Consider the following 18,405-nt stretch of genomic DNA (forward strand, 5'->3'; position numbering starts at 1 on the left):
TTCTGATGTTTCGCTCAAAGTTTTCGTATCAAAGTAGTCAGCAACCAATTGTACCAAGTTAAGCGGCCGTTTATTTGCCATTCGAGCGGCTTCCCGGCTGGAGGGGCTGGGTGACAATGCTCAGTAGCCAAATTATTCTTAGGCGGAAGTGTCTTTCTTCCGGCTTAGAATAAGACTCGTATTTGAGATGACGCGGGTTATGCGTTAGCTCAAATCGACGTCGGCTTACGTTCCAGCAATTGTCACCCAGTCCCGGAGGTCGGAATAGGATAGTCATTGCAGACGAACAGAAATCTATCTAATTGGCACCTTTTAACCATGATTCTTACTAAACAACCAGCCAGTACGATGCAGACTTAAATAATCAATCAAACTCAATTAACTGGATCGTCATTTTCATGCTATGGGTATAAGTTTATTTTACCATTATTAATCATTAAAGCCTTTAAATCACCTTGGCTTTACCGATTTTTTATTATTTCCTATTTATTGGTCGAACCGAAGCCCCCAGAACGTGTCGTTGTCACATTCGTTTCATCCGTAACAGTCAGATAAGGGGTAAAAATCCCTTGGGCAATGCGTTCACCCTTTTTAATGTGAACGTCGCGAATCCCCATGTTGATTAATTGGACGAAAATCGCACCTTCGTTCTTGGGATTGTTATAGTAGTCAGCGTCAATGACGCCAATCCCATTCGGTAGAATCAAGTTACGCTTCAAGGGGTTGCTAGAACGATTGGCTAATAGTAAGTATTCACCATCATTCATAAATGCCTTAATACCCGTTGGAACAAGCCATGGTTTAAGGACTTTAGCCGCCGCATCCAAATCGGCTGCAGAACTCGTTTCACCATGATGTATTTGCCAAAGTACTTTGATAAAGTTCATTTTCCAAATTGACGGTAACGTAAAATCTTCCGCCGCTTCGAAGTCATAGCCAGCTGCTTGCTTGGTAGTGCGGTAAGGTACATGTAACCCCGCCTGCGCGTATTGACTTACAATTTCAAATCCCCGTGCCATTTCAAATTCCTACTTTCTCAACATTAATTTAGTGTTCACATTTTACCATACTTTTATTATAGAAGTTTCGTTGACAAAACGGGCAATTACCGGTTTAATTACGGTAGATATAAAACCCTTTACAAGGTGGTGAAATCAATGGAATTCACGCGTGAAGCACACCGCTTTTATTTTAATGACGATCACGGCAAGTTGGCTGGTGAAATTACCTTCCCCGCCATCAATAATGATCAGACCTGGGTCATTGAACATACCTTTGTTCGTGACGATTTTGGTCATCAGGGCATTGCCGGCCAATTAACCAAAGCCGTTATTGACGCCGCTCGAGTTGAACACAAACGTATTCAGCCACTGTGTACCTACGCTAAGGCTTACTTTGATCGGCACCCTGAAGCTGCCGACGTATTAGTCACTAGTTCTCAATCAAAGGAGTAATTCATATTATGAATCAGGATCAGTTAAAACAACTTGTTGGTCAAAAAGCCGTTGAATACATTCAAGACGGCATGCAGGTCGGCCTCGGAACCGGCTCAACCGTTAAATTCATGGTTGATGCTCTGGGTGAACGGGTCAAAAATGAACATTTAAACATTGTCGGCGTCTCAACCTCCGACCGAACCGCTGCCCAAGCTAAGGCGCTCGGTATCCCGATGAAATCCGTTGACGAAGTCGACCATCTCGACTTAACGATCGACGGTGCCGACGAAATCGCCGATGATTTCCAAGGCGTTAAGGGTGGTGGCGCCGCCTTACTCTTCGAAAAAATCGTTGCCATCAATTCTGATAAAGTCATGTGGATTGTTGATGAAAGCAAAATGGTCCATCAATTAGGTGCCTTTGGCTTACCCGTTGAAGTGATTCCTTACGGCAGCCAACATGTCTTTGAAAAAATGGCTGCCCGGGGCTATAACCCAGTATTCCGTAAAGTCAACGATGAACTCGTCCGGACCGATTCTAATAATATTATCATTGATTTACACATCGACCCAATCACGGATCCCCACGCTTTAGCCGAAGATTTAATTCACATGGTTGGTGTGGTTGAACACGGCCTGTTCTTAGACATGGTCAACACTGTCATTGTCGGTCATGCCAATGGTCCCGAGGTTATCGAAGCGCGACCATAGTTTTGTGCGACTCCCCGCTTGCCCCACCCGTCATAAACCGATACAATTAGAATTAGATTAAAGGAGAGTGATCTTTTGAGTAAAGCAATCAGTATGAACCAAATTGCTAACTTTCAAGCCGACTTGGACCAACGTCCCGAAGCAAAAGTCATCGAACGTAGTGTCACTAAGAACGGTATCTTAGCAAGCAGTCAAGATATTCAGGCCATGAGCCAAACCACACCAGTATTTTCCATTGATTTGGATACAGGTGACGTTGCGAACCAAAAGCAAAGTGGCCGTTGCTGGATGTTCGCCGCTTTAAACACGATGCGGCATTCATTAGCTGAAAAATTCAACTTGAAACATTTCGAACTATCACAAAACTACACCTTTTTCTGGGATAAGTTCGAAAAAGCGAACTATTTCTATGAAAACGTGTTGGCAACCGCTGACCAACCAACTAGCAGCCGTAAAGTTGCCTGGTTGATGACCACGCCACAACAAGATGGTGGCCAATGGGATATGCTCGTTGCCATTATTCAGAAGTACGGTATCGTGCCTAAGAGTGTCATGCCTGAAACTTACAACAGTTCAAAATCGGCTGAAATCAACAGCACACTTAACTTAAAATTACGTAAAGATGCCGTTGAATTACGTGAACTAGTGGCTGCCGGAACTAGTGACGACGCGATTCAAGAACGCAAGGAAAAAATGTTAAATGAAGTCTATCGCATGTTAGCCTATGCCTTTGGCGAACCCGTTTCACATTTTGACTGGGAATATCGTGATGATAAGAAACAATACCACATCGACCAAAACTTGACGCCACAAAGCTTCTTCGAAAAGTACGTTGGCTGGAATTTGGACGATTACGTTTCAATCATCAACGCCCCAACCGACGACAAGCCTTATAACCATACCTACACGATTGAAATGTTAGGTAACGTCTTAGGTGGCCGTGAAGTCAAACATTTGAACGTGTCTATGGCCGACTTCAAGCAATTGGCCATCAAGCAATTACAAGCTGGCCAAAGTGTCTGGTTTGGTTGTGATGTTGGTCAATCCTCCGACCGCCAAAAAGGGGTCATGGCTACCGATGTCTACAGTAAAGATGAATTATTCGACGTTGACCTTTCAATGTCGAAGGCTGAACGTCTTGATTACGGCGAAAGTCTGATGACCCACGCCATGGTTATCACCGGTGTCGACCTCGTTGACGGCCAACCAACTAAGTGGAAGGTTGAAAATAGCTGGGGCGACAAAGTTGGGACTAAGGGCTTCTTCGTCATGAACGATGCTTGGATGGACGAATACTGCTACCAAGTTGTTGTTAACAAGGAATTCTTGTCCGATGACTTAAAGGCAGCCCAAGCCGAAGAACCAACTGTTTTAGCACCTTGGGATCCAATGGGTGCATTAGCCTAATTAAGTTTAATGGTCCATCTAAATTAAGTACCATTACTGCTTTAGCGTGATGGTGCTTTTTGGACTGCATTAGACTTAACTACCGCTCAAGGAACTACTAACAACAAACAATAAAAAAATCGACCAAACTCGCGTGAGTTTAGTCGATTTTTTTATTATTACGTTTACTTATAGCAATCACTATTATAATTATTTATACATCTGCTTAAGCGTACTAATCTCACGAGTCGTGATATGTGCTGCTCGATGCGACTGGTAATACATCACCGCACTCTTGTTGTTCTCGTGCTCTAGTCCCAGTGCATGTCCCAATTCATGGGTCGCAACGGACAGCTTATATTCTACCGAATGATTGCTGGCTGGAAAGCGATTCGTGTAAATCACACACTTCGCCGAATCCCTCCAAGTTGTTCCTTGCGAACCACTTTGATAGTACGTCCGCCAAGTCCGGCCGATTTCCGATCCGGTCGTCTCCGTCTCGTCTTCACTCTCGCCCAACGTAATCTGGGCTTTCGCTTGGTCCTTAGCCTCAACTAACCTCACCGCGTTAGTGTTATTCCAACGTTCCACGGCTCGTAGCCAAATCGCTCGATACACCTTGCTATCACTTGTAATCCGATACGTGATGACCCGATTCTTGAAGCGAGCCTTATAATTCAAAACCTTAGTCCCGTTATTTATATAATCATATTGATAATTATCCATCTGGTCATTGTAGTAGACCTGATCATGAGTTGTATCGTGATCACTAGTCTTATCCGCTTCAACTCGCGAGGTATTCGAGTTGATCAGCGTACTAAGCTGCGGTGCAAACATCAGCAGCATGCCGCAAAAACCCAGGCTCATTATTATTAGTAATAATAAATTTTTATGCTTCATCATCGTTAACCAAAGATTTCTGATCAGATTTTTGGCTGTTAACCGCGCCAAATCGCGAGTTTGTCCATCTGATATGTTACAGCGTTTACCATTCTATTACAAGTGATATATTATATTTATTTATGAAAACTGAAGGATTTTATTACATTAAAAATATTTATATTGACTCAAATAGTTGTGAAAGCACTGTTATATCAATTTTTTAAGCCTGTATCATTTTTTGAGTACTCGTCGGCAATTATTATCAATGATTATAATTACTTATACTGGGCATTTATTTAACACTTTAACTAAAAAAGAGCTTCAGCGTCTGCTGAAGCTCTTAACTCAGGCTCGATTAATCTAATAATGGTCTAAAAAAACAGTCCAGATTAGCACTTACTTTCAATAAAAGTACCGCTTAGGAGAACTATTACTAAATTTAATACTCTTCTTTACCGATAACGTGCAGTTGCTGATCAAGGTGATAACAAATTGGCACTCCGTTAGCAACTTCGACACCATCAATCCCAGTATCACTAATATGCTCTAAATATTTGATCATCGCACGCAACGTACTACCATGCGCCACCACGAGTTGGTTTTGGCCGTCTAACAACCGCGGTGCAATCTCATCGATCCAATAAGGCATGATGCGGTCGTAAGCCATCTTCAAGCTTTCTCCCCGCGGTTCGACGGCGGCACCGTACTTGGTGTAACGTCGATCATGGTCTAGTTCAGCTGGTGTCAACAACGGCGGCACCGTATAAAAGCTCCGCCGCCACTGTTGAACTTGCGCCTTACCATACTCTTGACGAGTCACATCCTTATTTTGACCACGTAAGGCACCGTAATGTCGTTCATTTAACCGCCACGTCTTATACTCAGGCAGCCATAACTGATCAATTTCACTTAACATAATATTCGCGGTAACGATAGCCCGTTTTAGGACTGAGGTATGCACAGCGCCAAACTGCAGTCCCGTAGCTCGTAATCGCTTGCCAGCTTGATGAGCCTGTGCAATACCCACTGCTGTTAGCGGGACGTCACTCCAACCGGTATACGTATTATCCCGATTGGCCGTACTCTCACCATGGCGAACCAATACTAGTTCTGTCATTCTCTTTCCCACCTACTATCTTCAATACTTCCTATGATAATCGATTTGGTTCATTTTTCAAAGTCACAACCAGCTGTTACGTGCGATAACGCGCTTGCCACAAAAAAACGGTCAAGCTGATTAATATCACCCTGACCGTCCACGATTAATTAATTTTCTTGATTTGAAACGGTGTGCGCGGCTTTGATGACATGTTCATCATCAGTGGCGGCCGCTGTTGGCTGCTCAATCGCCCCCATCGTATCCCGTTCACGGAACCGATTACCAACAAAGGTCACGACGGAACCAATCAAAATCACAACAATTCCGACCACTGTCGTCCACAAAATTTGTTCATGGAGGATCAACGCTGCTAAGATTGGCGCCAACCCCGGCTTAATGAAGAATACTAGGGAAGCCGTTGAAACATCGGTTTGTTCCATTGCCAAGAAATAAAACGCGAAGCCCCCACCAGTAACACAAACGCCGATAAAAAATAGTAACCAGAAATAGTTGAGATTAACATTCACCAAAACCGGAATGGCAGCAAATTGCCGCAAACCGATGGCCGTCAACCCATTGGCGACAGCCGGAATCTTAGTAATCCAAGCTAAAACTAGAAGTTCAAACGCACCAGCAAAGAAAGTAAAACAAGTCATCGTCAGCCCATTCAAGCCCCGTTTAACAGACCCATAACGCGAGATGATACTGTACAGCCCAAAAGTCACGGCAGACCCGATGGCTAATAGCAGCCCAAGCCCATTCGTCAAATGGGCCGGATTAACAATGATCAACAACCCAATCACAGAAATCACGACGGAGATCAAGTTAGCTCGACCCAACCGTTCTCGCAGAATTAAATAGGAGAATAATAGCGCAAATACCGGATTACAACTAAACAATACGGCCACAGTCGAAGCTTGATCGACCGTAATCGCGAGTTGGTAAAGCGACATACTGACAATGACACACACTAGCCCGGTTAAAGCAAATAGCCGCCAGTCAGCACTCACTAACTTTCGTCCGGTTTGCTTTAATGCCCGCAATGCAAATGGCAGTAACACAATTGCCCCAATAAAAAATCGAATTAGATTCAATTGGATTGGATTAAAGGCACTGCCGGCCATCTTTAGCGCAATTTCCATCGAACTAAACATTAAGGTCGAAATTGCAATGTAAAGATATGCTTTCTTCACGAAACGTTCGCTTCCTTCTTAATCAAAATTTAATACGCAACGGTTCTCAGTATAGCACCATTTTCACGTGACTTTCAAATCAGCTCAGTATACTACCTCGCTTTTATCCACGGGAAAACGCCGTTTAACGCGGAATCAGGCGTTATTTTTTTCAATTTTTAATTGCTTTTGAAAACAATTTTCATCAGGCTTGAACCATTCAATGGCATCTTGCCGCCTCAACCATCATCCAGCACGCACTCATCAGCTTGTCATCAAAAACTACCAGCGAGACGTGTTGGGACGGCCCTGAGCAGAAAGTATCTAATTGGTCAAACCTTGTTGACCGAACTAAATTGAGTTTTCATCATTAATAACCAGCAAAAAAGCACCCGCAACGCCTGTCACTAGTGGCACGCATTCGGGTACTTTTAATTTTAAGTCACATAATAATTAACGAATAAAATTGGCTTGAACGATCACCATCAAAATCGGAATAACGATCAGGCTCAATAGTGTCGTTTCTGTCACCATGACCGCGGCATAATCGGCATCCGCCCCGTACAGTTTGGAGACAACTGGCGCGTTCGTCATGACGGGCATCGCGGACTGCAGAATGAAGACTTGCTTCATCTCCAATGGAATCGACATTGGAATAAGCATCAGCGTCATCAGTACCGGCGCAAGGATAAAACGCCCAAGTAAAATTCCCAAGCTATCCCGGTCGAAGCGCATGCTGCTTAACCCGGCGTTGGCCATTGAAATCCCAATAAAGATCATGGACAGCGGAATCGTTAGACCGCCGATATATGAGAAATCATCCATCAAGAATTTTGGAACGTGAATGTTTCCTAGAACAAGCAAGACACCAATCATAAATCCTAGTAATGGCGGTGAGAAGATCTTGGTCAGTGTCTGCTTCAAGTCAAACTTAGCAGTGCCAGTACCGTCACGTTGAATCAAATAAACGCCCAGCGTCCAGAAAATGGTGGTATTGGCCATGTAATAAACTAACACGTATGGCAATGCGCTATTCCCAAACAAGGCTTGATTAACCGGTAGCCCAATAAACACCGTATTGGAGTTCAAAAACATGGAGGCAAATAAGCCGCGATGACTCTTTTTAATATTTAAGGCTCGCATCACCCCGAACGAAATGCCAAACAAAATAGCCATATTAAGAACTGGAAAACGTAATCCTGGCAACGTTGATAATAATTTATGCGCTGTAAACTGCTTTGTGATCGTTGCAATCATATAGGCTGGTAGCGCAATTTGAGTGACCAATCGGGCAATCAGCTTAGTCGCACTTTCATTAAACCAGCCCCAGCGTGCCAACAAGTAACCAACTGCAATCATCACGATGATCGTCATGACACCTTGAATACTCTGCACGAATGTCTGTAAAATTTGCACGCTCAGTCTTCCCCTCTTAACAAATTGCTCATCATTGAATATCGCTATCAAGCTATGTAAAATAATAATTCAATGAGAATTATTCAAGTATACCACTGTTTTATGATGGCTTGTACCGTAATTTATAGATGGAAACGTTTGACGCCGGTCACAATATTACTTATAGTGTTCTATAATTGTGTTACTACTGATGCCAGTAATTTTTTGATTATTAAAATCTTTTTAAATTACTAACTTTAAGGACCAATGATTTGCTAAACGTCATAAAATGACTATTGAGGGAAAAATCTAAAGTGATGAGGAACGAATATGTCAGAAAATAACAATGATAATGAAATGGGACCACGCCAACGCCGCTATCGTGAACAGCAACAGCGTAACCCACATTTGAAACCACACAAAAAACGTCCTTGGTTAATTACTTTACTAATCGTCGTTGTCCTGTTGATCGTTACGGGTGGCTGGTGGGGCTACAAGACCTGGAATGCCGCTAAGGATACGATGAATACGACCTACCAGTCGACCGGCTCGACCAAGCTTCGGAATGTTGATGCCGTTATTAAGAAGGGCAAGCCATTCTCGATTCTACTGTTGGGAACTGATACTGGTGCACTAGGTCGCGGCAAGGACTTCTCAGCCCGGACTGATACCATGATTGTTGCGACAATCAATCCTAAAAAAGAAAGTATGACGCTCACTAGTATTCCACGGGATACGCAAGTGATGATCGATGGGCAATCACAAAAAATTAACGCAGCCTACACCATTGGGGGCGCAAGTGGTGCCGTCAAGTCAGTAGAGAAGTTACTGGATGTTCCAATTGACTTCTACGTCTTACTGAACATGGGTGGTTTAAAACAGATCATCAACGCGATGGGCGGCGTGACCGTGACACCTAAGCTGACTTTCAAATACGGTAATGCCAACGTTAAGAAAGGCGTTAAGATCAAACTTAATGGTGCAGCGGCACTTGATTACTCACGGATGCGTTATGACGATCCTCAGGGTGATTATGGTCGTCAAAAACGGCAACGGCAGGTTATTATGGCCATGGTTAGTCAGTCTAACTCACTTGGGTCAATTGCCAATATTGAAAAGATTACGAAAAAACTCGCTAAGAACATGCGCACCGACTTAACTTGGAATGACATGGTCGCACTCGATACGAAGTACAAGAATGCGTCTCACCATGCCAAATCATATACCGTTCAAGGTACTGACGCGACGATCGATGGGCTCTCTTATCAAGTTGCCTCTTCGTCAGAACGTTACAAGAATTCGAAGCGCATCCGTAAAGCGCTGGGACTCTCAAACAGTAATTTAACAGAGTCAGTCTTCTCTGAGACAGCTTCAATTACAACGGGTAGCTCAAGTTCCAGTTCAAGTTCATCAAGTACCACAACGTCTAGTGATACCACTACTTATGGCACTAGTACGACACAAGATACAACGACGCAGGACCAGACCACGACTCAAGATCAAACCACGACTAATCAGTACTAAGCAACTATTAAAAAATGGGTTTCTTCAGAATAAAAATTCTGAGAAGCCCATTTTTTGATGATTATTTTTAATTGACCGGCCAAGATTGTAAAAAGTGTTGAAACTTTGCTTCGCGCTGTTCAATTAGATCCGGTGCCGGCAATGCTTCTAGTGCAGCAAGTTGGGTCTCAATCGCCTGGTTGATCGCAGCGACTAATGTCTGATCCTGATGGTCAATAACCAGGTCAACTAAGCCGCGCGACTGCAAAGCGCTAGCTGTCATTGGTAATAAATCGATGGCGTCACTGCTGGTCTGTTGCCCATGTAAAATCGCGGTGACTGCCTCGGGAGAAGCAACGTTGAAAAGTGCATCATCTAGCATGATAATGCGGTTGGCGTTGGCAAAGGCTAACGCCCCACCGCTATGGCCCTCACCGAGAAATACAACAACGTTCGGTACGGTCAGCTGACCAGTCGCCGCAATCAAGTCCGCAATGGCCTGACTCTGACCATAGCGTTCCGATTGGGGGCTCGCATCAGCACCTGGCATATTGATTAAGCTAACGACCGGCCACCCAAATTTAGCCGCATGGGTTACGACTCTTAACGCCGTGCGATAGCCGGGAACAGTTAATGCTCCCCCGTTTTTTCGACGCCGGCTCGCAATATCAACACCCCGGTCAACGCCCAGAACAGCTAATTGGCGACCAGTGGCAGTGCGCCCAAAGCCAGCCGTTAAAGCCGCATCCTGACCTAATAAACGGTCTCCCCGTTGTTGCGTCATTGTCGGCAATAACGCTTGAATGATAGTCGGCGCACTGATCCGATCAGCCGCCCGTAATCGCTGTAATCGTTTATCCATGGGCTGACCTCCCAATCCCATAATTCGCTAATGCTTGTCCTAGCGTTGACCGCAATTGAGGTCGTTCAACAACTGCATCCACCATGCCATTTTTAAACAGCTGATCCGCCGTTTGAAAATCCGCCGGCAGCTTGACAGGCAAAGTTTGTTGGATGACCCGGGCTCCGGCAAAGCCAATCTTAGCACCCGCTTCTGCGATAATCAGGTCACCCTTAAACGCAAAACTCGCCGATACGCCCCCCATAGTGGGATCTGTCAGCACTGTGATCAAGGGTAACGGCGTTGCTGCTAACCGTGCTAATTCTGCCAGAATCAAATTCATTCCGACCAAGGCATAAACACCTTCTTGCATCCGAGCACCACCTGAGGCGGTCACAATGATCAGTGGTAGCCGTTGGGCCCGCGCTTGTTCACTAGCATGCAATAAGCGACGTGTGACCGCCGTGTTTAACGTCCCCATCATAAAATGACTATCCATCACTGCTAAGATACAGGGTTGTTGCTCAATCAGGGCCGTTCCACAGACAACAGCCTCGTTTAACCCGGTCTGGCGTTGGGCCCGCCGCAGTTTGTTCGTATAGTCCGGGAACCCCAGCTGATTGACAGGCCGCTCAGTCATCGTCAACGGCTGAAACGACCCTTCGTCGACGAGTTGTTCTAATCGTTGCGCCGTCGTCAGTCGTTGCCAATAGTGACAATAAGGACATTGCTGATAAGTGCCCCATTGGCGTTGGTGGACGTGCCGACCGCACTTAGGGCAGGCTTGCCAGGTCCCAGAAGCTGGATAATGACTCATTTCGACGCCTCCCAACGTGCTAGACTGTGAATCGTGTACTGATCATGAATGTAGGCCGGCCGGGCCACCGTTTGCTGTAGAAAAGTTAAGTTCGTCGTGGGTCCTGTCAATGTTACTTGCGCTAAGGCCCGTTGTAAGTTGCGCACGGCTTGCTGACGGTTCGCACCGGTGACCATCAACTTGGCAATTAAACCATCATACATGGTTACTAGCCGATCGCCCTGATGATAATCCGTATCCACTCGTACATCGGCTGGCCAGCTCAGCGTTTCAATCCGCGTCTGCTTAACCGGTAAGGTAGCGGTCAATCGAGCTTCGATCGCCGTACACTTGGGCTGCAAGCCAACATGCTCTGGAAAATCAACCGTGACGCCAGCCGCCTGTTTGATTTGTTCAGCCACAATATCAATTCCGGTGGTTAATTCTGTCACCCCGTGTTCAACCTGTAAACGCGTATTCATTTCCATGAAATAGAACTGACCATCCGCAAATAAGTATTCAATTGTGCCCAAGCTTTGATAATGTGTACCCGCTAATAACTGCCGGGACAGATCGTATAAGGTCCGGCGTTGTGTCTCAGTCAAAATACTTGCCGGACTTTCTTCGAGAACCTTTTGCTTGTGCAATTGGAGGCTACAGTCACGATCACCAAGAATGAATAATTTCGTCCCCGTGCCGAGGACTTGAACTTCAATGTGGCGGGCAGTTGTCAGAAATTGCTCTAAATACATCGCATCGTTCAAAAAGGACGCAGCAGCTTCTTGACGCGCAGCCCGCAATTGTTGATGGAGTTCATGAACGTCGGTAAGCACTCGAATACCCTTGCCACCGCCACCATAACTGGCTTTCAAAACTAGTGGAAAACCGATCTTGGCGGCCGCGTGTTTAATATCCGGCCATGCTAAGCCCTGTAATGATTGACCTGCTAGTACCGGAACGGCTTGTTGCCGTGCAAAATCCTTAGCGCGGGCCTTATCACCCATCAACTTAATTTGCTCAGTCTGCGGGCCAATCCAGGCAATGCCACATTCCGCACACATGGCGGCAAAATCCGCATTTTCAGCTAAAAAACCATATCCCGGGTGAATCGCATCGGCGTGCGTATTAATTGCAGCCATTAGAATCGCTTCGGCATTTAAATACGATCCACTGGCAGCTGCAGGTCCGATACAGACCACTTCATCCGCTAATTGTGTGTAACCCGCATGCCGATCAGCAGTTGAGCAAACGGCGACCGTCTGAATATTCAATTGTTGACAGGCTTTGATAATCCGTACGGCAATTTCACCGCGATTCGCGATTAACAGCTTGCGAAACATAGCTACCGATCCTTTCGCATTGTAAATAACGGTTGTTCGTACTCAACAGTGGCGTCGTCAGCAACTAGTACTGCTGTTAACGTCCCATCGGTCGGACTAACTAATGGATTGAATAATTTCATACTCTCAATCTGGCCTAGTTCTTGACCAGCTGTCAGTGACTGACCAACCTTTAAATCTGGTGCCAAGTGGACCACCCCGACCATCGGACTCGGCAGTGTAACGACTTCATCTTCAGTCTCCGCAACTGTGCTGGCAGGCGTAGCGGCTACGGGAGTTACCGTTTCTGAAGCTAACGCTGGTTTTGTCACTTCAATCTCCAAGTCGCCGGCTTTAACGCGAATTTGCTGATAACCCTGTCGCGCGTATTTCTCAACTAATCGATCTAAATCTTTTAATTCCATCTGCACACTCCTACTTCTTGATCAAGACTGAGCCATACGCTAGCCCGCCACCAAATGCTGTTAACAACACTGGCCCAGTTAAGGTATCAAAAACATTGGCTAAGGCCATTGCCACCCCAGCTGAGGACGTATTACCATAATGATCAACATTATGTGGAAACTTCGTCATTGGTAACGCCAAGTTAGCCGCAATTTTTTCAATGATCCGTAAATTAGCTTGATGACAGATCACGTATTGTAAATCACTGGGTGTCAGTTGCGCACTCGCAATTAACCCACGCATCTGTTCTGGAACAACCGTCGTGGCAAATTGAAAAACATCCCGTCCAACTTGGTAAAACGCATCCGTTTGCGGGTAGTTCGTTGCGGCAACTTCAGTAATCGGCCGTACTCGTCCAGAGTGAATGACCGTAGCGTTTCCTTGCGATTCTAATTTCTCAGCGATCAAGCTGTTTTCATCTGGATTGTCAGTAGCTTGTAATAACGCGCCACCAGCACCGTCCCCAAAGAAGACGGCTGCCGTCCGGTCTTGAAAGTCCATCATCTTGGAATTAACTTCCGCACTGATCACCATCACATTTTGGTATTGCCCACTGCGAATAAACTTGTCAGCCGTTGCTAGGCCAAACGTGAACCCAGCACACGCTGCACTCAGGTCGAACGCAAACGCATTATCAGCGCCAATATTAGCTTGCACTAAACAAGCCGTCGCAGGTGTTAAGGCATCGGGCGTAATTGTCGTAACTAGGATCAAATCAATGGCACTGGCAGCTAAACCACTTTTTTGTAGTAACTGCTGGGCGACCTGGGCGGCTAAATCCGAGGTGTTTTCATCATTCATCGCGTAGTGTCGGGTTTTAATCCCAGTATGCGCCTGAATCCATTCGTCGCTAGTGTCCATAATGGCTGCTAATTCGTCATTATCAACAACGCGTCCCGGAACATATTGTCCCATGGCGGTTAATTTTGTATAAGTTGGCATTTTTAAACCCCCGCTACTTTCCGTTTCGATTAGTTTAATTTTATCAATAAAAGCCTATCCGTCAAAGTTTACGGCTGTATTTTTGGTAAATCCTTAGAAACCTAGCCAAAATGAAAGAACAGTGGTGCCCATAACCGACACACCACTGTCCATCATAACTTTGTTAATACTTATCTGGCGCCATAAAGCCATTTTTAGCTAATAGCGGCATCACATCAACCCTTTTATCCGTCGGGACTTTCTGCGCAAACACCTTTAATCCCGCTGCTTGTAACGCATATAATGCCCGTGCTTCGGCTTGACCGATTGCAATAGCATTGGTGACCATCACCATGCCCGCTGAAAAAGCTAGACTACCAATATCAATGCCCGTTTTGCTAAAATCAAGTCCCCCCGCTACTAAGCGCGCCATGTTCTGGGGCGTATCAGTTAGGATTAGTGGCTTTACTTCATCAAATAGCGAGTCTTGATAAATCTCGATCATTTTGTCAACTGTAATCACATTAGCTTTCACACCAGGGGGCGCGGCTTGCACAATTAGAATCTTGCGAAGTGCATCCTGGGCAACTTCGTCTGAGACGACCAAAATACGGTTAGGACTGACCGTCTTGGTCCACACCGTGGCAACTTGCCCGTGGAGTAGCCGACTATCAATGCGTGCTAAACGAATATCCATCGTCATAGCGGTTCATCTTCCCCATCGTCCTGTAACAACTTGAGATGCTTAATCCCAATCTTTCCAGTCTCTTCAAGGTGGGCAATCACCTCATCAATTGGCTTATCACGAACAGTGTAAGCCTCAATCAGCATTGGCAGGTTCAGACCGGTAATCAGACCCATGCGCTCTGTATGTTCGGCAACGATCCGACTAGCGGCGTTAAATGGCGAACCGCCCCATAGGTCAACCAAGAATAAGACTTGGTCATCCGCGTCAAACCGGGCAACCGCAGCAGCTAATTTATCAGCTAATTCATTAGGTTCTTCGTCCAGTTGAAAGGTAACCGTTTGGACCTTATCTTGCTTGCCAAAGATCATGTAGGATGAATCGACAACGCCCTGCGCAAAACTCCCATGACTGACAACGACAAATGCTAACATCTACTTTCCCTCCTCAGTCGGTTAAATCTACTCAATAAGATACATGCAAAAAGCATGCCAAGTTAGTGTATCAACTCATCGCGACCTTTGCCTGATGAGTCTCCAATAATTGCACAATATAATAATTTTCAGCATCTGAGAAGGTTAACTGTAGTTGATCTGTCAATTGCTGATTGGCCTGTTGCACAAGTGGGTACCACTTCGATGCCATAATGTCTGGCATCTCTTCGGTGGGTGCCGAAATTTCATCTTTGATGGCCGTTCGTTCTAGCGCACCCGCTAAGTGCATAATCAAATCAATGCGAAAAGCATTCGTCATTACACCATCCAAGTGCGTCGCAATCACTTCGCTATACTCCCATAAAATTCCCGTTAACTTCTTAGGATTTAAAAACGTGAAGTAATCGCCTAAGTACCGTTCGCAGAGTTCCGGTGTCAACTGCTGACTTTCTTCCGCCATGGTCTGTGGCGAATCGATCCCCGTCGCTAACTGATCAATAAACTTTTCGCCACCACCTTGTAGCAATTCTTCCAATGAAATAAAAGGGACGTCTAATTCGGGTTTTGTAATCCCAGTTGCCGCAATGATTTGATAATTTTGACTGATTTGTTGTATCCGTGTCTTCATTTCGACCACTGAGATTGGGAATACCGTGATACCTTCGATAAAGTTTTGAGCTAATAAACTGTCTAAAATTGACTTGATACGTTCAGCCGTCCCAACGCCGGTCGCACAAATTGCAATAATCGCCCGTTGTGCCGTCTTATCCGTCGCTAAGGCGGGCTTGACTGTTGCGCGCTGACTATCCGTTGGTAGGTTCCGTGAAATTCGCGAATAACCTTTGAAACCAACGAGCTCCTGATACATAGAATCCAGATCACTATCGACCAGGCTAGCCTTCCGAACGGCTTCCAAAACAACCGGCGTGGTCACCATGTCAATCGTTCGCGTCGCAATTCCCGTCTCCTGCTGAATTCGTTCCCCGAAGGTCGTTAACGACCCCATATCGACTAGTAACAAAATTCCTTTCCCAGAATCAAGCTTTTCTACTCGTCGCTTGACATGATCATAGGCGACACTCGGGTCCATATCGAGAGGCATGTCGAAAGCCTGAACATCATAATCATCTAACAATTGTCCGACGACCTGTGCCATGGAAGACGCGGTACTCATCCCGTGCGCTGCCACCAGCACGCCAACTTTGCCGTTAAGCTGCATCGATTTTAACGAGATGAGCAAAATGGCCAGATAATAAACTTCGGACTTGGGAATCGGTAAATGATACCGTTCCTCTAATCCTTGCTTGAGCGCCTCCGCTGCTTTGATTTCAGCCGGATATTCACGCACCATCGCTAACATATCCGAACTCATTTGACGCATGGGCTTGCCTGCCTGGATGCGTTTGATAAAGGAACTGACGTGCAAGCTCACAGCGTAAATAAAGTTATCCTTGAAATTATAACCTAGCATGTCTTGAACCGTCATCTGCGCCGTCTTGGTAAAATCAATGACGTCCTGATCAACGATCTCGGCTAACTTGTTTTCTGGTGAAACTTCTAACTGATTTTGTTTATAAAATGATTTTAAATGCACATTGATATCGGTCGTGATGAAACGATTGATGTGTTCTTTATCAAGGCCTTCCCGTCGGAGTAACGCTGCTTTATCACCAATAATCTCATATAAATTATATGGTAATTCATAATTATCGTTCTTATTACGAAGCGGCGTTGGACCATCATTTGGCTTCACGATGAGAACCGGGTCCAACAACTCAGAGATGGCCCCCAGTTCGTGACGGTTAGAGGCTACTGTCATGAGACCGCTACGGATATTTTGTGGCAAATCATCCATCGTGATTGTGATTTCACTGTCATTTTCGATGCTATTGACAAAACCCTGGGCACACACCAGCTGAATGTTCGACTTCAACTGACCGACGTTCCCAAATGTGACTGAGCCAAGTAAGGCCTGCACCACGTCCTCCGTTAACCGAATCTGTTTATTGATTCGATTAGCTTCCAATAACAATAATGCCTTCAGTAATTCTAAACGTTCCTTGGCTGAGCGATGATTGAACGCTGGTAGCTGAATCGTAATCGGAATTCGCCGAACAAAGGTCTGCAGTAGGGTACTTTCTGGGTCCTCGGTCGTTGCACAAACTAAGCGGACATTGGCATGGTGACTCTTCGCCGTCTCACCGAGTCGTGAATAAGTCCCGTGATCCATGAAATAAAAAATCATTTCCTGACCTTCTGGTGGTAGACGATGCACTTCATCTAGGAACAACATGCCCCAATCCGCTTCTTGGATCAAACCGTCCTTATCTTCATTAGCACCTGTAAAAGACCCCTTAACATAACCAAACAAATGCGACATCAATAATTCCGGATTATGCGCATAATCGGCACAATTGAACGTAATCAGGCCTTGCGGGTTCGTTAAGACTTGTTGGGTTTCCGCAAAACGATACATGGCGTTTGCAAAGTAAGTTTTACCAGAACCAGTCGGGCCAATGATTAATGTATTTAATCCCCGCGGTGGGTAAAGAATGGCCGCTTTCGCCTGTTCCACTTGATTAGCAAGGCTCTCATGCGAGCCAATCATGCTGGCAAATATATCATTTACAACCGGTTTAGGCATAGACGTCGCGACGGGCGCTGTCGGTATTCGCTCTGTCGTCGCTCCATTCGCTACGCCACTAGTTGTTGTGGCCGTTGTGGCTGTTGCATTCACCGGAACATAGTGCACAGGCCGCCCTGTCAGCTTGTGCAACTGGCCTTCTCGCACCAGTGCATTTAATTCCTTGCTGACGTTTGAACGCGCTATCATTAAAGCAGTCGCTACCATTTCCGTCGTCAGTCCGTGTCGATCGCTATGTTGACGGACGTATTCACAAATCTTGGATTTTCTGGTCAACTTCGCCACTCCTTTTCACCACTATCAAATAACTGATCCGTTTTGATACACTATAACACACTATATTCTACCATAGTTCCCGAATCAGTTACTTTTTAAGACTTGTCAGTACAACTATTTCTGTTTCATGGTATTGAAATTCCATTTATGACGCACCTTAACGTGCTCGGATACTGCTTTTGATGCATCAAAAAAAAGCTTAAGTATCAACCCGCGCTAACCCCACCCGTTGATACTTAAGCTTCTTAAACTAACTATTAAATAATCACCAATCCGTCGGCAAAGAACCCTCGACAGCATTGGTCATTATTTCAAATACTTATCTTTTTTACCTTTACCCTTGAATATTCTCCCAAGGACTTGGAAAAATGTCAGTGATTTTACAATTCGATCAGGCTCAATATATTGCCGAACGGNCGTCGGCAAAGAACCCTCGACAGC

At 45.4% G+C, this 18,405-nt stretch carries 17 protein-coding genes; 4 read left to right on the plus strand and 13 right to left on the minus strand.

Translation table 11 applies throughout. The annotated features are described in order from the left end of the window. Positions 1-482 precede the first annotated feature (482 nt). On the minus strand, positions 483-1,019 hold the full coding sequence (locus ACOV1R_RS10730) for a dUTP diphosphatase (protein ID WP_003640928.1): 537 nt from the start codon (positions 1,017-1,019) through the stop codon (positions 483-485). Between the two features lie 138 nt (positions 1,020-1,157). Here ACOV1R_RS10730 and ACOV1R_RS10735 point away from each other — a divergent pair, with 138 nt between their 5' ends. The 3 genes from ACOV1R_RS10735 to ACOV1R_RS10745 all read left to right on the plus strand — a co-directional run bounded on the left by ACOV1R_RS10735 (position 1,158) and on the right by ACOV1R_RS10745 (position 3,553). Continuing rightward, positions 1,158-1,454, plus strand: coding sequence for a GNAT family N-acetyltransferase (locus ACOV1R_RS10735; protein WP_003640927.1), 297 nt, complete (start codon positions 1,158-1,160; stop codon positions 1,452-1,454). Between the two features lie 8 nt (positions 1,455-1,462). Then, positions 1,463-2,146 (plus strand): ribose-5-phosphate isomerase RpiA, encoded by a 684-nt coding sequence (rpiA, locus tag ACOV1R_RS10740; RefSeq protein WP_003640926.1) that lies wholly within the window; start codon positions 1,463-1,465, stop codon positions 2,144-2,146. A 75-nt stretch (positions 2,147-2,221) separates the two neighbouring features. Then, positions 2,222-3,553: an aminopeptidase C gene (locus ACOV1R_RS10745; protein WP_128485120.1), complete on the plus strand. Its 1,332-nt coding sequence runs from the start codon at positions 2,222-2,224 to the stop codon at positions 3,551-3,553. A 189-nt stretch (positions 3,554-3,742) separates the two neighbouring features. Here the strand turns inward: ACOV1R_RS10745 and ACOV1R_RS10750 are convergent, their stop codons facing one another. The 4 genes from ACOV1R_RS10750 to ACOV1R_RS10765 form a co-directional block, all read right to left on the minus strand. Continuing rightward, entirely contained in the window at positions 3,743-4,435 is a 693-nt protein-coding gene (locus tag ACOV1R_RS10750; protein WP_128485121.1) for a matrixin family metalloprotease, read from the minus strand. Between the two features lie 418 nt (positions 4,436-4,853). Next, positions 4,854-5,531: a 2,3-bisphosphoglycerate-dependent phosphoglycerate mutase gene (locus ACOV1R_RS10755; RefSeq protein WP_003644979.1), complete on the minus strand. Its 678-nt coding sequence runs from the start codon at positions 5,529-5,531 to the stop codon at positions 4,854-4,856. A 149-nt stretch (positions 5,532-5,680) separates the two neighbouring features. Next, positions 5,681-6,706 (minus strand): DMT family transporter, encoded by a 1,026-nt coding sequence (locus ACOV1R_RS10760; protein WP_015379850.1) that lies wholly within the window; start codon positions 6,704-6,706, stop codon positions 5,681-5,683. Between the two features lie 432 nt (positions 6,707-7,138). After that, entirely contained in the window at positions 7,139-8,101 is a 963-nt protein-coding gene (locus ACOV1R_RS10765) for an AEC family transporter (protein ID WP_003643925.1), read from the minus strand. 309 nt (positions 8,102-8,410) lie between these two features. Between ACOV1R_RS10765 and ACOV1R_RS10770 the strand changes: the two genes are divergently transcribed. Continuing rightward, the gene (locus tag ACOV1R_RS10770) at positions 8,411-9,604 is read left to right on the plus strand and encodes an LCP family protein (protein WP_003640920.1); all 1,194 of its coding nucleotides are present in this window, start codon (positions 8,411-8,413) and stop codon (positions 9,602-9,604) included. A gap of 67 nt (positions 9,605-9,671) precedes the next feature. Here the strand turns inward: ACOV1R_RS10770 and accA are convergent, their stop codons facing one another. The 8 genes from accA to ACOV1R_RS10810 form a co-directional block, all read right to left on the minus strand. Next, the gene (gene accA / locus ACOV1R_RS10775; RefSeq protein WP_003640919.1) at positions 9,672-10,445 is read right to left on the minus strand and encodes a carboxyltransferase subunit alpha; all 774 of its coding nucleotides are present in this window, start codon (positions 10,443-10,445) and stop codon (positions 9,672-9,674) included. After that, positions 10,438-11,241: an acetyl-CoA carboxylase carboxyltransferase subunit beta gene (locus ACOV1R_RS10780; protein ID WP_015379848.1), complete on the minus strand. Its 804-nt coding sequence runs from the start codon at positions 11,239-11,241 to the stop codon at positions 10,438-10,440. The genes accA and ACOV1R_RS10780 overlap by 8 nt, the downstream gene beginning before the upstream one ends. Then, the gene (locus tag ACOV1R_RS10785; RefSeq protein WP_015379847.1) at positions 11,238-12,560 is read right to left on the minus strand and encodes an acetyl-CoA carboxylase biotin carboxylase subunit; all 1,323 of its coding nucleotides are present in this window, start codon (positions 12,558-12,560) and stop codon (positions 11,238-11,240) included. Before ACOV1R_RS10785 ends, ACOV1R_RS10780 begins: the two co-directional genes overlap by 4 nt. A gap of 2 nt (positions 12,561-12,562) precedes the next feature. Continuing rightward, the gene (locus tag ACOV1R_RS10790; protein ID WP_003640916.1) at positions 12,563-12,964 is read right to left on the minus strand and encodes an acetyl-CoA carboxylase biotin carboxyl carrier protein; all 402 of its coding nucleotides are present in this window, start codon (positions 12,962-12,964) and stop codon (positions 12,563-12,565) included. A gap of 10 nt (positions 12,965-12,974) precedes the next feature. Further along, on the minus strand, positions 12,975-13,946 hold the full coding sequence (locus ACOV1R_RS10795; protein WP_064578378.1) for a ketoacyl-ACP synthase III: 972 nt from the start codon (positions 13,944-13,946) through the stop codon (positions 12,975-12,977). 163 nt (positions 13,947-14,109) lie between these two features. Beyond that, positions 14,110-14,628, minus strand: a complete 519-nt coding sequence (locus ACOV1R_RS10800; protein ID WP_003640914.1) for a PTS system mannose/fructose/N-acetylgalactosamine-transporter subunit IIB — start codon at positions 14,626-14,628, stop codon at positions 14,110-14,112. Continuing rightward, entirely contained in the window at positions 14,625-15,044 is a 420-nt protein-coding gene (locus ACOV1R_RS10805) for a PTS sugar transporter subunit IIA (protein WP_003640913.1), read from the minus strand. Before ACOV1R_RS10805 ends, ACOV1R_RS10800 begins: the two co-directional genes overlap by 4 nt. Before the next feature lie 70 nt (positions 15,045-15,114). After that, positions 15,115-17,964, minus strand: a complete 2,850-nt coding sequence (locus ACOV1R_RS10810) for a sigma-54-dependent transcriptional regulator (RefSeq protein WP_219033504.1) — start codon at positions 17,962-17,964, stop codon at positions 15,115-15,117. Positions 17,965-18,405 lie beyond the last annotated feature (441 nt).

Source organism: Lactiplantibacillus sp. YT640, from assembly GCF_049745435.1.
GTDB classification, from domain to species: Bacteria; Bacillota; Bacilli; order Lactobacillales; family Lactobacillaceae; genus Lactiplantibacillus; species Lactiplantibacillus plantarum.